This window comes from Streptomyces sp. NPDC005706 (assembly GCF_040631045.1).
Taxonomy (GTDB): domain Bacteria; phylum Actinomycetota; class Actinomycetes; order Streptomycetales; family Streptomycetaceae; genus Streptomyces.
The window spans coordinates 770,590-784,306 of sequence record NZ_JBEXYS010000001.1; the positions used below are offsets into that span (position 1 = coordinate 770,590).

The window sequence follows — 13,717 nt, forward strand, 5'->3', positions numbered from 1 at the left end:
ACAGAGGGCGCCGCACCCGAACGCGTTGCGCTTCGGTGCGGCCGATCTCAGCTCAGGAGTCCCATGCCCATCGACGCCGCCAAGGTCCTCGCAGCCGAGCCCCGTTCCGGCGAGATCAGCTGGACCGCGAAGGACGTCCTGCTCTACCACCTGGGCATCGGCGCCGGCGTTCCCGCCACCGACCCCGGCGAGCTGCGCTACACCCTGGAGTCCCGGCTGCACGTCCTGCCGAGCTTCGCCACCGTCGCGGGCGGCGGACCGCCGGGAGTGATCAGCGGCCTGTCCACGCCGGGCATCGAGGCCGACCTGGCCCGCGTCCTGCACGGCGGCCAGTCGCTCACGGTCCACCGCCCCGTCCCGGTGCGGGGCACCGCCACCGCCACCTCCCGTGTCGCCGGGCTGTACGACAAGGGCGACGCGGCCCTCCTCGTGCTGCGTACCGACGTCGCCGACGCCGACGGCCCGCTGTGGACCGGCGACGCGCGGATCTTCCTGCGCGGTGAGGGCGGCTGGGGCGGCGACCGCGGCCCCTCCGCCCGCCCCGACCCGCCCGAGGGCGAGCCCGACCGGACCGTCGACCGGCCGGTCCGCGAGGACCAGGCACTCCTCTACCGCCTCTCCGGAGACCTGAACCCACTGCACGCCGACCCCGGGTTCGCCGGGGCCGCCGGGTTCGAACGGCCCATCCTGCACGGTCTGTGCACCTACGGCATGACCCTCAAGGCGGTCGTCGACACGCTGCTCGGCGGCGAGACGAGCCGGGTACGGTCCTACGCCACCCGGTTCGCGGGAGTCGTCTTCCCCGGGGAGACCCTGCGGATCCGCATGTGGCGCGGGGAGGGCACCGTCCGGGTGGCCGTGAGCGCCCTCGACCGGGACGAGGCACCCGTCCTCGCCGACACCGTCGTCGATCACTCCTGAGAAACGACTACGAACGACAAGGAACGACGAGGAACGACAAGGAACGACAAGGAACGACGAGGAACGAAGAAGGGGCTCCCCGTCGAACGACGGGAAGCCCCTCCTCACCCCTTGCCGTCAGGCAGCCGCCTCGGCGGTCTCCCCGGCCGGCTTGCGGTGACGCCCACGCGGAGCCGTGTCACCGTCCTGGGCCGCGACCGGGCCCCGGTGGCGGCCATGGCCGTCCGCGTCCTGAGAGTCGGCAGACAGCGGCTGAGTCGTGCTGGTGTCGCTCATCGGAAGAATTCACCCCGTCAACATGATCTTTTACAGCCGGGCGAGTGTAACCAACCCACCTCCGGCCGGATCCAGGCGGGCGCGCCGACCGGCACTACTTCGTTACAAGACGTCCAAGAGGTGCCTCACGCAGAGGCACCGGACGGACCGCCACCGGTTCCGGGGGGTCCGGTACCGGCGTCCGCCGGGGCGCCTCGGGCGCCTCGCCGGCCGTACCGTCCCGGACCGGATCCCCCGGCCCCGCCGCCCCCGTCTCCCTCCAGGGCGCCGTCAGCTCCGCCACGCCGCACGGGACCTCCCCCGTGGCGAACGGCAGCCGCAGCGCCCCGTCCCGCGTCCACAGCCCGCACCCGGTCAACCACCCCTGCGGCGCGGGCAGATGGCAGACCCTCCGCTCGGCCGGCCGCCAGGTGCCGACCCAGCCGCCGAACGGCCCCTCCACGCGCAGCGCCACCGCGCAGTTCTCCGGCATCAGCACCTGCCCCGGCTGGATCGCGAACGGCGTCACCGTGCAGTCCGGCACACGCAGGCACTCCGGGAAGCGGACCGGCAGCGTGCTGCCCAGGACCCCCCAGCCCAATCGTTCCTGCCCGGGGGACGGCGCGTCCGAGGAAATCAGCAGCAGCCCGCTGTCCGGATCGGCCAGCAGCAGCCGGTCGTCGCTGCCGTCAGCGATCTGCAGCAACGGCGAGACCTCGCCGCCGCGCCCCAGGTCCACCACCACCGTCTTGGTGCGCCCGTCCAGCTCACGGTCCAGCGCGAGCAGCCGCCCGCTGCCGTCCAGCCAGACCCCGCCCGAGCAGCGCCCGGGGACCTCGGCCAGCCGCTCGGGCCCGGACGAGCCGCCCGCCACCAGCCACACCGCCGTGGCCCCGGGGCCGACGGCCAGGGCGTAGGCCCGTGCGCCGCCCGGCGCCGGGGGCAGCAGCGTGAGCCGGGTGCCGGGCTCCGGGCACTCCACCGCGCCCAGCGGCAGCTCACCGGTGCCCGGCCCGGTCGGGTACAGCAGGCAGAACGTGTGCCGGTGCCCTGCCACCAGCCGGTGGATCAGCACCCGCCCGTCGCCCATCGGCTGCACCTGGGTGCCGGGCTCCTCCGGCTGGTGGCCGGGCAGCGGCACCGCGTACGGCTCCGGGCCGTCCAGCGTCCAGCGCTCCGGGAACCAGGAGTCACCGTCCGGCGCGAGACGGGCGGCGTACGCGCCGTCCGCCGTGATGGCGCACCCCGTCCCCGGCGCGCCGTCGCCCGCGCCGGACCGGTCGGTCGAAGGGGGTTCGATCGCACAGGCCGTCATCGTTCGGTCACCTCCGGCGACGAAGCTAGTTTTGTGCGCACGGGCAGGGGAGCGGTGGACGGCGGCTTCACACATACGGGTGGCGCAGAAGCGATTCAGCTGAGGTTGCGGCGCCCCCTGTGCTGAGCCGTCCGGCAGAGGCGGACGCGGTACATCCGCACAGAACGGCCAGGTAGCCTTTTCCCCGTGCCCCGTCTGTCTGAAGTCATCGCCGCGCTGGAGACCCTGTGGCCCGCCGAGCGGGCCGAGTCCTGGGACGCGGTCGGAACGGTGGTGGGCGACCCCGACCAGGAGGTCACCCGGGTCCTGTTCGCCGTCGACCCCGTGCGGGAGATCGTCGACGAGGCGGTGAAGCTCGGCGCCGATCTGCTGGTCACCCACCATCCGCTCTACCTGCGCGGGACGACCACGGTCGCGGCGTCCACCTTCAAGGGCCGCGTCGTGCACACGCTGATCAAGAACGACATCGCGCTGCACGTGGCCCACACCAACGCCGACACCGCCGATCCCGGTGTCTCCGACGCGCTGGCCGGCGCGCTCGACCTGCGGGTCGTACGCCCCCTCGTGCCGGACCCGACCGACCCGGCGGGCTGCCGGGGCCTGGGCCGGGTCTGCGAGCTCGACCACCCGCTCACCGTGCGCGAGCTGGCCGCCCGGGTCGCCGAGCGGCTGCCCGCCACCGCGCAGGGCATCCGGGTGGCCGGCGACCCCGAGGCCGTCGTCCGCACCATCGCCGTCAGCGGTGGTTCCGGCGACAGCCTCTTCGACCAGGTCCGCGCGGCCGGCGTGGACGCCTACCTCACCGCGGACCTGCGCCACCACCCGGCCTCCGAGGCCGTCGCCCGAAGTCCTCTCGCGCTGCTCGACGCGGCGCACTGGGCCACCGAGTGGCCCTGGTGCGAGCTGGCCGCAGCCCAGCTCGACGAGATCTCCGACCGTCACGGCTGGGACCTCCGGGTCCATGTCTCCAAGACGGTCACCGACCCCTGGACCGCCCACGCGGCGTCCACCGTCACCTCTAACCAATTGGGAGCCCCCAACTGAACGCCGCGCCCGCCGACCAGATCCGACTCCTCGACGTCCAGGCCCTCGACGTCCGCCTGCAGCAGCTCGCGCACAAGCGGAAGTCGCTGCCCGAGCACGCCGAGATCGAGTCGCTGAACAAGGACCTCACGCAGCTGCGCGACCTGCTGGTGGCCGCGCAGACCGAGGAGAGCGACACCGCCCGCGAGCAGACCAAGGCCGAGCAGGACGTGGACCAGGTCCGCCAGCGTGCCGCCCGCGACCAGCAGCGCCTGGACTCCGGCGCGGTCACCTCGCCCAAGGACCTGTCCAACCTCCAGCACGAGATCGCCTCCCTCGCCAAGCGGCAGGGCGACCTGGAGGACGTCGTCCTGGAGGTCATGGAGCGCCGCGAGTCCGCGCAGGAGCGGGTCGCCGAGCTGACCGAGCGGGTCGGCTCCGTCCAGTCGAAGATCGACGACGCCACCGCCCGCCGGGACGCCGCGTTCGAGGAGATCGACGGCGAGGCGGCCTCGGTCACCAAGGAGCGCGAGGTCGTCGCCGGCTCCGTCCCCGCCGACCTGCTCAAGCTGTACGACAAGCTGCGCGGTCAGCAGGGCGGCATCGGCGCGGCCAAGCTGTACGCCCGCACCTGCCAGGGCTGCCGCCAGGAGCTGGCGATCACCGAACTGAACGAGATCCGCTCGGCGGCGCCGGACACGGTGATCCGCTGCGAGAACTGCCGCCGGATCCTGGTGCGCACCGCCGAGTCGGGCCTGTAAGGAGCCGGGGCGGTGCGGGAGTTCATCGTCGAGGCGGACGGCGGGTCACGGGGCAACCCGGGGCCCGCGGGCTACGGCGCCGTGGTCAGCGACGCGGTGACGGGGGAGACCCTGGCCGAGGCGGCCGAGTACCTCGGCGTCGCCACGAACAACGTCGCCGAGTACCGGGGCCTCCTCGCCGGCCTCCGCACCGCGCACGCCCTGGACCCCACCGCCCGGGTGCACGTCCGGATGGACTCCAAGCTGGTCGTCGAGCAGATGTCGGGCCGCTGGAAGATCAAGCACCCCGGCATGAAGCCCCTGGCGGCGGAGGCGAACAGCGTCTTCCCGCCCGGCCAGGTCACCTACGAGTGGATCCCCCGCGCGCAGAACACCCACGCCGACCGCCTCGCCAACGAGGCCATGGACGCGGGCGCACGAGGCGAACAGTGGTCCGCGACCGGCGACGACATCGAGGCCGAAGCCGTTCGCGGGGCAACGGGCACGGCGGAGACACGGGCGGCCGCGGCCCTGGCCCCGGGTGCGGGCGTGACCGGCGTGGCCGCGCCCGGTGACGACGACGCCGCGGCCGCGGGCGACCGTGCCGCTCGCGCGAAGCCGGGAGTGGGGGAGCAGCCCCCCGGCCCCGCCGCACCCCAGCCTTCCGGCGTCGCCGAGCGGCCGCAGGCACCCGGCTGGAGCGCCGCCCCCGACCTCGGCGCCCCCGCCACCCTCGTCCTCCTCCGCCACGGCGAAACCCCCCTCACCCCCCAGAAGCGTTTCTCCGGCAGCGGCGGCACGGACCCATCCCTCTCCGACGCGGGCCGGGAACAAGCCCAGCGGGCGGCCGCCGCACTGGCGAGGCGCGGCACGATCCAGGCCGTCGTGGCCTCACCCCTGGCCCGCACCCAGGAGACGGCCCGCATCGTCGCCGCCCGCCTCGGCCTGGACGTGACGGTCGACGAGGGGCTCAGGGAGACGCACTTCGGTGCCTGGGAGGGGCTCACCTTCGGCGAGGTCCGCGAGCGCCACCCGGACGACCTCAACGCCTGGCTCGCCGACCCGGAGGCCCACCCCACCGGCGGCGGCGAGAGCTTCGCCGAGACGGCCACCCGCATCGCGGCCACCCGGGACAAGCTGGTCGCGGCCCACGCCGGCCGCACGGTCCTGCTGGTCACCCACGTCACGCCGATCAAGACCCTGATCCGGCTCGCCCTGGGCGCCCCGCCGAAGTCCCTGTTCCGCATGGAACTCTCCGCCGCGTCCCTGTCCGCGGTGGCGTACTACGCGGACGGCAACGCGAGCGTACGGCTGTTCAACGACACGTCCCACCTGCGCGCCTGAGCCTGTCCGACCCTGATCCGGGCGAGTGGCCCTGGCCGAGGCCCGGGTCCCCGAGTCCCGCCGCGCCCCGCGCCAGCTCCTCGATGCGCCCCCAGTCCCCGGCGGCCACCGCATCCGCCGGGACCATCCAACTCCCGCCCACGCAGCCGACGTTGGGCAGGGACAGATACTCGGGCGCGGTCGCGGGACCGATCCCGCCCGTCGGGCAGAAGCGGGCCTGCGGCAACGGCCCCGCCAGCGACCTGAGATAGGCCGTGCCGCCCGCGGCCTGCGCCGGGAAGAACTTCATCTCCCGCACCCCGCGTTCCAGCAGCGCCACGACCTCCGAGGTGGTGGACACCCCGGGCAGGAACGGCACCCCGGACCCGCGCATCGCCTCCAGCAGCGCGTCCGTCCACCCCGGACTCACCAGGAACCGGGCCCCGGCCGCCACGCAGTCGTCCACCTGCTCCGGGGTGAGGACCGTACCCGCCCCGACCAACGCGTCCGGCACGGCACCGGCGATCGCCCGGATGGCGTCCAGCGCGGCGGGCGTCCGCAGCGTCACCTCGATGGCGGGCAGCCCTCCGGCCACCAGCGCGCGCGCCAGCGGGACGGCGTCGGACACGTCCGACACCACCAGGACCGGCACGACGGGCGCGAGATCCAGCACGGAGGCAGCCGAAGCGGAGGGCAGCGGTGAGGTCATGACCTCATCGTGCCCAGGAGCGGCACTCTCCGCAATGAGCGTTGCGCATGCTGCAACGGCATGCGGCGGCGGTGCTCAAGCGGCCGTGCTCAGTGGGCGGCGGTGTTCAGTGGACCTCCTCCACCAGCACGTCCAGCGCCCACGGCTTCCCCGCCGTGCCCGGCGCCTGCGCCTCCACGGCGTAACCGAGGTCCCGCAGCGCCACCACCAGCTCGGCGGGGTCCTTCGGCGCGGTCCCGGCCGACAGCAGGCTCCGTACGATCCGGCCCTTCGTGGCCTTGTTGAAGTGGCTGACGACCTTCCGGGTCGGCGCGTGCAGCACCCGCACGGTCGCGGTCCGCCCGGCGACCTCACCCTTGGGCTTCCAGGCCGCCGCGTACGCGGCCGAGCGCAGGTCGAGCACCAGGCCCCGGCCGGCCGCCTCGGGCAGCACCCCGGCCATCGGCGCCCGCCAGTGCCCCGCCAGCGCGCCGAGCCCCGGCAGCTTCACGCCCATCGAGCAGCGGTAGGAGGGGATGCGGTCCGTCACGCGCACCGCGCCCCACAGCCCCGAGAAGACCAGCAGCGAGCGCGCCGCCCGCTTCTTCGCCGCCGCGTCCAGCGAGGCCAGGTCCAGGGCGTCGTACAGCACACCGGTGTAGATCTCCCCGGCGGGCCGGGCCCCGGCCGTGCGCAGCCCGGCGTTCTTCGCCACCTCGCCGCGCAGCCCCTCGCTGAGGCCGAGCACCTCGCGTGCCTTCTCCTCGTCGGCGGCGCACAGCTCGACCAGTTCCGCCAGCACCGCCTCCCGCGCCTCGGCCAGCCCCGGCAGGGACAGCGACTCCGGCTTCAGCGGAGCGCCACGGCCCGAGGACGCCTTTCCTTCCGAGGGCGGCAGCAGGACAAGCACGCGTACTCCTTCTCATCGGTTCAGCGCCAGCGTACGGGGTGCTGCGCACGCCCCCTCGCCCTACGCTCGACACATGCCCCGCCGCAAGATCCGGCTGACCGGCGCCCCCAAGGCCCCACTGCGGGCCGCCCTCGCCGCACTCCGCGCCGAACTCGGCGTCCCGGAGGACTTCCCGCCCGAGGTGCGGGAGGAGGCCGAGCGTGCGGCGAAGAACCCCGTACCGCCCGCGCACGACGCCACCGAGCTGCCCTTCTTCACCCTCGACCCGGCCACCTCCACCGACCTCGACCAGGCGATGCACCTGTCCCGGCAGGGCACCGGCTACCGGGTCAGGTACGCCATCGCCGACGTCGCCGCCTTCGTCGTACCCGGCGGCGGACTGGACGCGGAGACCCACCGGCGGGTGAACACCCTCTACTTTCCCGACGGGAGGGTCCCGCTGCACCCCGCCGTGCTCACCGAGGGCGCCGCGAGCCTGCTGCCCGACCGGACCCGGCCGGCCGTGCTGTGGACGGTCGACCTGGACGCGGAGGGCCGCACCGTCACCGTCGACGTGCACCGGGCCCTGGTCCGCAGCCGCGCCAGACTCGACTACGCGGGCGCCCAGCGGCAGATCGACGGCGGCACCGCGGAGGAGCCGGTGGCGCTGCTCAAGGAGATCGGCCGGGCCAGGCAGCGGCTGGAGACCGAGCGCGGCGGCATCTCACTCGATGTCCCCGAGCAGGAGATCACCGAGCGGGACCACACCTACCAGCTGACCTACCGTGCCCCGCTGCCCGCCGAGGGCTGGAACGCCCAGCTCTCCCTGCTGGCCGGCATGGCCGCCGCCGACCTGATGCTCGCCACCGGCACCGGCATCCTGCGCACCCTCCCCGCCGCACCCGACGATGGGGGTCCCCCCGCTCGAGCGAAGTCGAGAGTGGGGGACGTGGCCCGGCTGCGCCGCACCGCCACCGCCCTGCGTATCGACTGGCCGCACCACGTCTCGTACGCGGCACTGCTGCGCACCCTCGACCCGCTCGAACCGCGCCACGCGGCCTTCCTCCAGGAGTGCACCACCCTGTTGCGCGGCGCCGGTTACACGGTGTTCCAGGACGGCGTCCTGCCCCCGATCACCACCCACGCCGCCGTCGCCGCCCCCTACGCCCACTGCACGGCCCCGCTGCGCCGCCTGGCCGACCGCTACGCCTCGGAACTCTGCCTCGCGGCCGTCGCCGGGGAGACCCCGCCCGCCTGGGTGCGCACCGCACTCGACGCCCTGCCCGGGCGGATGGCCGAGGGCACCCGCCGAGCGGCCGCGGTCGAGCGAGAGTGCGTCGACCTCGTCGAGGCGGCCCTGCTCAAGGACCGCGTCGGAGACGTCTTCGAGGGCTTCGTGGTCGACCTCGCCGACCACCACCCGGACATCGGCACCGTGCAGCTGGAGTCCCCGGCCGTCATCGGCCGCGTCGAGGGCGGCCGGCTGCCCCTCGGCGAGCGGCTCCGGGTCCGCCTCACCCGGGCGGACCCGGGAACGGCGAAGATCCTCTTCGTACCCGCCTGAGACTTCAGTGACCCGCTCTCTCGCTGCCCGAGCCGTTCGCCTTCGACCTGGACACCGCGGACTTCGTCCGACCGTGGGAATCGGGCGCCCCGCGCGCCCGGTAGCATGGTCGGTACGGCAGACGAGCCGGGCGGGCGGCCGCGTGAAGTTCCCGCGAGGGGCTTCCCGAGGAACGTCCGGGCTCCACAGGGCAGGGTGGTGGCTAACGGCCACCCGGGGTGACCCGCGGGACAGTGCCACAGAAAGCAGACCGCCGGGGGCTCAGGCCCTCGGTAAGGGTGAAACGGTGGTGTAAGAGACCACCAGTGCCCAGGGTGACCTGGGCAGCTAGGTAAACCCCACCTGGAGCAAGGTCAAAAGGAGCGCGGTAACACGCGCTCTGCGCGGACGTTCGAGGGCTGCCCGCCCGAGTCCGCGGGTAGACCGCACGAGGCCGGTGGCAACACCGGTCCTAGATGGATGGCCGTCGCCCCGGGGCCCGCGAGGACCCCGGGGAACAGAACCCGGCGTACAGCCCGGCTCGTCTGCCCCTACCGCCCGGCGCGGCTGACGGCTCGCGGGGCCTCCCCGGCGCGGTCGACCTCGGCCCAGACCGTCTTGCCCGGTGCGGCGGGACGTGGGGCGACGCCCCAGCGGCCGGCGAGCGCGTCGACCAGCAGCAGCCCCCGTCCCGACTCCGAGTCGGCGGGCGATACGGCCGCGGAGAGCCTCGGCAGCCGCTCCGTGCGGGTGTCCGACACCTCCACCCGGACCGTCCCCGGCCGCAGCGACAGCCGGACGTGGAAGTCCCGCCCCGGAACCCGGCCGTGGGTCACGGCGTTCGCCGTGAGCTCCGCCGCGATGAGGGTGACGGCCTCGTTCGTGGACGTGCCGTACGGATACCCCCACTCGTTCAGCCGGTGCGACACCAGCCGCCTGGCCAGCCGGGCGCCGCGCGGCGTGGCGGTGAAGTGCATGGCGAACTCGTGACCGTCGCGAGGCGGCGTCTGTGAGGCGGACGCCATCGCGGCGGGGGCCGTGGCGGCGGCAGCGGGTGGCTTGCTGTTCATGGCGCCTACGCTGGCGCCACCGTGCCCCCGTGACCAGGCTGAACGCGCCTACATCGAGCCGCTGTAGGCGGCTGGGCCGGTGCGTGTCGGCGACCTGTGACGGCAGCTTTGGGGCGCGGGTGGACGATAAAGAAGGTGCGGGTGTTCGAGCCGCTGCGATACGTTCCTGGCTGTTCGAAGGGGGGCCCGAAGTGGCGAAACTGAACCAGATCATCGCTGTCGAGAAGGGTGTCAAGAGCAAGTCGCTCCAGGACATCACCGCCGCGCACCACAAGGTGCAGAAGCCGGCTCTGCTGGCCGGCATCTCGCGCACGTACCAGCCGAAGGACGAGGAGGGCGAGCAGTTGCCGCCCGAGTCCACGCGCGTGCAGGTGCAGGGCGAGGACGTGCTGCGGGAGATGTCCGCGTCGCTCACCCGGCTCTTCGACGTGACCGCCACCAAGGACTGGGCGAACTGCGCGGCCCGCGCGGACGTCACGGTCGACGGCCGCACCGTCGTCGCCGACGTCCCGGTCAGCTACCTGCTCTTCCTGGAGAAGCAGCTCACCGACCTGCATACGTTCGTCCGCAAGCTCCCCACCCTCGACGCCGCCGAGTCCTGGTCCCACGACCCGTCGACGGACTGGTGGAAGACGGACCCGGTCCGCACGATCCGGACGAAGAAGGTCCCCCGCAACCACGTCAAGGCTGAGGCGACCGAGAAGCACCCGGCGCAGGTCGAGGTGTACTACGAGGACGTGCCCATCGGGTACTGGACGACCGTGAAGTTCTCCGGAGCGCTCCCGGCGCGGCGGGTGAACGAGCTGCTGGAGCGGGTGGAGAAGCTCCAGCAGGCGGTGAAGTTCGCCCGTGAGGAGGCCAACGGCACCGAGGTCACCGACCAGCGGGTCGGCGACGCCGTGTTCGGCTACCTGTTCGGCTGACACCGGCCGACGAGTAGCATCCATGATCGCCCCCGCGTGCGAGCGCGGGGGTGCGCGAAGGGCGCGGGCCGGACTGAGGACCGGTTCGCGCGACGAGCGCAAGCTGACACTGAAGTTCAGCCTGAAACACGCGGTGACAGTGGAGGTTCGAGTCCTCCCCCCGGCACCAACGGGCCGGGGTGGCCCAACATGGCAGAGGCAGCCGCGGTCAATCTCAGACTCTCGCTCCAGTCTCAGCATCGCCGCCGATCGCCGGATCGAACGGGGCCGGACGAACGCCGTCGGATGCGAGTTCGAATCTCGCCTGCACCTCTTACGCGGTGCGGTAGTTCAAAGGAAGAACACGACCGCATGATGACTGATCCGTCCTCTTAAACGCCGCCGGCGTGCGCAATTGGGTGGCATCCCCAGGGGCCCGGGAGCTGGATACGACTCCCGGGCTCCGCCACGTCCCGGCTCCGCCGGGCGGGCCGTGCGCTCCGTCAGCACCAGCGGGTGTGCGGGCAGTTCCAGTCCCGGCCGTCGTCGCCGGACGACCCTCCGGAGCCGTCCGAGCCGCGCGGGAAGCCGTTGGGGAAGGCGCTGTCGCGGTTCCGGTCGCCGGGGAACGGGTCGCGGTAGTCGGGGTCGCCGTCGTCGTCCCGGTCCGGCAGGTTCGGCCGGTCACCGTCCTCCCGGTCCGGCTTCGGGCAGCCGTTGTCCGGGTGGGTCAGTTCGAGCGTCACCCAGGTGTCGATGGTGACGTCCGAGCCCGCGGACGGGTCGGTCACGCACACCCGCCAGTTGTCGTGGTCGCCCTCGTCGGGCAGCGTGTCGTTGACGTACGCGGTGTCCGCCATCACGTGGTCGGCCGGGACACCGAGGTCCACGACGGCCTTCCGTGCCGTCTTCCAGGTCTTCCACACCAGGTCCGGCATCTTCGGCCACGGGACGGCTCCGCCGTCCTCCTCCGGACAAGGGGCACCGGTCTGCACCGCGCCGAAGTCGATCGTCTTCGTGTCCGACCACGTCCAGCCGGTCTCCTGGAAGCATACGGTCCAGTTCGACCGCATCCAGATGCTCTTGCCGTCGTCGGACGCGTTGTGGTCGCCCACGCCGAACCCGGCGGCCTCCGCCTTGTCCCGCGCCTTGTCCAGCCGCAGACCCCGGTAGTCGGCGGCGTGCGGCCGGGGCCTGGCCGTCGGGGAGGGGGACGGCGTGGTCACCGCGTCGACCGTGCGCCCCTTCGCCGCGCCTTTCCCGTCCGCCTGCGCCACGGTGCCGCCGGCGTCCTTCTCCTGCGGGTCCGGCACGACCGCGCCGAGCAGGGCCATGGCCCCGATGGTGGCGGCCACCTTCCCGGCCTTCTCCCAGGGGTTGTCCTTCCAGATCAGGACGATCGCGAGGACCAGCATGAAGAACCCGAGGAACTCGTTGACCAGCCCCAGCAGCGGCACGGCGAGCACGAAGCCGACGCGGGCCCGGCTGGTCAGCCACCAACGGGCGCGGGGAGGGGCCGGCGGGGCGGGCAGGTGGTTCATGTGCGGTGTTCTCTTCTGGTCAGGGGCACGGCGGGGGCGGCCCCTGGGGTCACTCCCGCGTACGTCGTGTCGAGCGACGGCATCGTACAGAGTGCGCATCGGTGCTCTTGACGCCGGATGTGCGCAACTTTCGAGCTTTGGCCTGTTCACCGGGGGTGCGGGCTCTAGCGTTGATGCCGAGTGGCGGGCCGACAGGGGGCGTTGTACGTGTTCCTGCGGCGCTTGTGGGCGGAGTGGGCCGTGTCCCCCCGGTGGGGCCGGGAGTTGGGCGGGCTGCTCGGTGCGCGGCGGAGGTGAGCGGGCTGTGGGTGAGCTGGTACGGGAGCCGGAGGGTACGGCCGAGGTGGGAACGCCGGGTGCGGATACGGAGCCGGGGTCGGGGATTCTGCGGGTGTTCGGGCGGCAGTTGAAGTTGTGCCGGTTACGGACGCGGCTGGAGCGGACTGAGGTCGGATCGCGGACCGGTTACTCGCCGTCCACCATCGCGGCCTTTGAGCAGGGGCGACGGGTGCCCCCACCCAGGTTCATCGACATGGTGGACGACCTGCTGGACGCCGGTGGGCTGCTGAAGGAGATGAAGGGGGAGGTTGCGCGGGCCCAGTATCCGGTGTTCTTCCGCGATGCGGCGCGGTTGGAGGCGGAGGCGGCCGAGGTTCAGATTTATGCCAACCAGGCTGTGCCGGGTCTCCTGCAGACCGAAGAGTACATGCGTGCGGTGTTCGGCATGGGACGCCCCCTGCTGGACGATGAGGCGATCGAACAGCAAGTGGCCGCGAGGCTGGCCCGCCAGCTCCTCTTCGACCGCAAGCCCGCGCCCCTGCTGGGCTTCGTCCTGGACGAGTCGGTGATCCGCCGCCCCTTCGGCGGGGGGACAGTGTTGCGTGGTCAGCTGGAGCACCTGATGCTCGCGGGAGCCCTGCGGAACGTTGAAGTCCAGATCATGCCTCTGGACAGGGAAGACAACGCAGCGGTGGATGGGCCCTTCACGGTGTTGCATCGAGAAGACGGGGAGCAAGTCGCTTACCTGGAGGCGCAGGGACGGAGCACAATCGTCACGGAGCCAACAGAAGTCCGTGGGATCGTGGCCCGCTATGGGATCATCCGAGCACAAGCTCTCACTCCGCGTGAGTCCTTGGCCTTCATCGAGAAGTCGCTGGGAGAGATGTGAACGTCGAAGAGACTGCCGCTGTCACGGACCGGCTTAGGTGGTCCAAGAGCAGCTACAGCGGGGCTCAGGGCGGCGAGTGCGTGGAGGTGGCCACCTGCCCGCACACCGTGCACGTGCGGGACTCGAAGGACAGGAACCGCCGTGGTCTTGCCCTTGGTTCGGGAGCGTGGGCCGCGTTCCTCGGCTTCGCCGCCGACCGGATCGGCTGAGTCGCCCTCCAGACGGGACCAGAGTTCGTCCACGGCCGGCCAGAGGCCGGGGGTGGGACCGGCGGACCCGGTGGTGTCGGGGGCGTCGGCGGTGCCGGTGGTGTCCTGGTGGGTCATGCCGCGCAGACTG

At 72.8% G+C, this 13,717-nt stretch carries 13 protein-coding genes and 1 other RNA gene; 9 read left to right on the forward strand and 5 right to left on the reverse strand.

Features of this window, described 5'->3' with window-relative positions:
• Positions 1-63: 63 nt before the first annotated feature.
• Positions 64-921, forward strand: a complete 858-nt coding sequence (locus ABZ478_RS03400) for a MaoC/PaaZ C-terminal domain-containing protein (protein WP_359544898.1) — start codon at positions 64-66, stop codon at positions 919-921.
• A gap of 370 nt (positions 922-1,291) precedes the next feature.
• Here the strand turns inward: ABZ478_RS03400 and ABZ478_RS03405 are convergent, their stop codons facing one another.
• The gene (locus ABZ478_RS03405) at positions 1,292-2,491 is read right to left on the reverse strand and encodes a hypothetical protein (RefSeq protein ID WP_359544900.1); all 1,200 of its coding nucleotides are present in this window, start codon (positions 2,489-2,491) and stop codon (positions 1,292-1,294) included.
• 186 nt (positions 2,492-2,677) lie between these two features.
• Between ABZ478_RS03405 and ABZ478_RS03410 the strand changes: the two genes are divergently transcribed.
• The 3 genes from ABZ478_RS03410 to ABZ478_RS03420 are packed head-to-tail and all read left to right on the forward strand — an operon-like array spanning position 2,678 to position 5,598.
• Positions 2,678-3,535, forward strand: a complete 858-nt coding sequence (locus ABZ478_RS03410; RefSeq protein WP_359544902.1) for a Nif3-like dinuclear metal center hexameric protein — start codon at positions 2,678-2,680, stop codon at positions 3,533-3,535.
• Positions 3,532-4,275 carry a C4-type zinc ribbon domain-containing protein gene (locus tag ABZ478_RS03415; RefSeq protein WP_359545018.1) on the forward strand — a complete coding sequence of 248 codons (744 nt, stop codon included), beginning with the start codon at positions 3,532-3,534 and terminating at the stop codon, positions 4,273-4,275. Before ABZ478_RS03410 ends, ABZ478_RS03415 begins: the two co-directional genes overlap by 4 nt.
• Before the next feature lie 12 nt (positions 4,276-4,287).
• Positions 4,288-5,598 carry a bifunctional RNase H/acid phosphatase gene (locus ABZ478_RS03420; protein ID WP_359544904.1) on the forward strand — a complete coding sequence of 437 codons (1,311 nt, stop codon included), beginning with the start codon at positions 4,288-4,290 and terminating at the stop codon, positions 5,596-5,598.
• Here the strand turns inward: ABZ478_RS03420 and eda are convergent.
• On the reverse strand, positions 5,570-6,286 hold the full coding sequence (eda, locus tag ABZ478_RS03425; RefSeq protein WP_359544906.1) for a bifunctional 4-hydroxy-2-oxoglutarate aldolase/2-dehydro-3-deoxy-phosphogluconate aldolase: 717 nt from the start codon (positions 6,284-6,286) through the stop codon (positions 5,570-5,572). The genes ABZ478_RS03420 and eda overlap by 29 nt on opposite strands.
• 106 nt (positions 6,287-6,392) lie before the next feature.
• Positions 6,393-7,175, reverse strand: coding sequence for a peroxide stress protein YaaA (gene yaaA / locus ABZ478_RS03430; protein ID WP_358927137.1), 783 nt, complete (start codon positions 7,173-7,175; stop codon positions 6,393-6,395).
• A 73-nt stretch (positions 7,176-7,248) separates the two neighbouring features.
• Here yaaA and ABZ478_RS03435 point away from each other — a divergent pair, with 73 nt between their 5' ends.
• Together ABZ478_RS03435 and rnpB are read left to right on the forward strand one after the other, a co-directional pair.
• A complete protein-coding gene (locus ABZ478_RS03435; protein ID WP_359544907.1) occupies positions 7,249-8,718 on the forward strand; it encodes an RNB domain-containing ribonuclease in 1,470 nt (489 codons plus the stop codon).
• 122 nt (positions 8,719-8,840) lie between these two features.
• An RNA gene (gene rnpB, locus ABZ478_RS03440) (RNase P RNA component class A) lies at positions 8,841-9,245 on the forward strand.
• 3 nt (positions 9,246-9,248) lie between these two features.
• Here rnpB and ABZ478_RS03445 read toward each other — a convergent pair.
• Positions 9,249-9,767 (reverse strand): ATP-binding protein, encoded by a 519-nt coding sequence (locus tag ABZ478_RS03445; RefSeq protein ID WP_359544909.1) that lies wholly within the window; start codon positions 9,765-9,767, stop codon positions 9,249-9,251.
• Positions 9,768-9,958: 191 nt separating this feature from the next.
• Between ABZ478_RS03445 and ABZ478_RS03450 the strand changes: the two genes are divergently transcribed.
• On the forward strand, positions 9,959-10,690 hold the full coding sequence (locus ABZ478_RS03450) for a hypothetical protein (RefSeq protein ID WP_351659984.1): 732 nt from the start codon (positions 9,959-9,961) through the stop codon (positions 10,688-10,690).
• 482 nt (positions 10,691-11,172) lie between these two features.
• On the opposite strand, the gene ABZ478_RS03455 is transcribed toward ABZ478_RS03450, so the two are convergent.
• Positions 11,173-12,210 carry a hypothetical protein gene (locus ABZ478_RS03455; protein WP_359544911.1) on the reverse strand — a complete coding sequence of 346 codons (1,038 nt, stop codon included), beginning with the start codon at positions 12,208-12,210 and terminating at the stop codon, positions 11,173-11,175.
• 343 nt (positions 12,211-12,553) lie between these two features.
• Here ABZ478_RS03455 and ABZ478_RS03460 point away from each other — a divergent pair, with 343 nt between their 5' ends.
• Both ABZ478_RS03460 and ABZ478_RS03465 read left to right on the forward strand, forming a co-directional pair.
• Positions 12,554-13,378, forward strand: a complete 825-nt coding sequence (locus ABZ478_RS03460; protein WP_359545019.1) for a helix-turn-helix transcriptional regulator — start codon at positions 12,554-12,556, stop codon at positions 13,376-13,378.
• Complete coding sequence (locus ABZ478_RS03465) at positions 13,375-13,587, forward strand: DUF397 domain-containing protein (protein ID WP_359544912.1); 213 nt, start codon at positions 13,375-13,377, stop codon at positions 13,585-13,587. Before ABZ478_RS03460 ends, ABZ478_RS03465 begins: the two co-directional genes overlap by 4 nt.
• The last annotated feature ends 130 nt before the right edge of the window (positions 13,588-13,717 follow it).

Coding starts and splice junctions, on each gene's coding strand:
- ABZ478_RS03435 (WP_359544907.1), top strand. CDS start 7,249: ATGCCCCGCCGCAAGATCCGGCTGACCGGCGCCCCCAAGGCCCCACTG.
- ABZ478_RS03445 (WP_359544909.1), bottom strand. CDS start 9,767: ATGAACAGCAAGCCACCCGCTGCCGCCGCCACGGCCCCCGCCGCGATG.
- ABZ478_RS03400 (WP_359544898.1), top strand. CDS start 64: ATGCCCATCGACGCCGCCAAGGTCCTCGCAGCCGAGCCCCGTTCCGGC.
- ABZ478_RS03455 (WP_359544911.1), bottom strand. CDS start 12,210: ATGAACCACCTGCCCGCCCCGCCGGCCCCTCCCCGCGCCCGTTGGTGG.
- ABZ478_RS03405 (WP_359544900.1), bottom strand. CDS start 2,491: ATGACGGCCTGTGCGATCGAACCCCCTTCGACCGACCGGTCCGGCGCG.
- eda (WP_359544906.1), bottom strand. CDS start 6,286: ATGACCTCACCGCTGCCCTCCGCTTCGGCTGCCTCCGTGCTGGATCTC.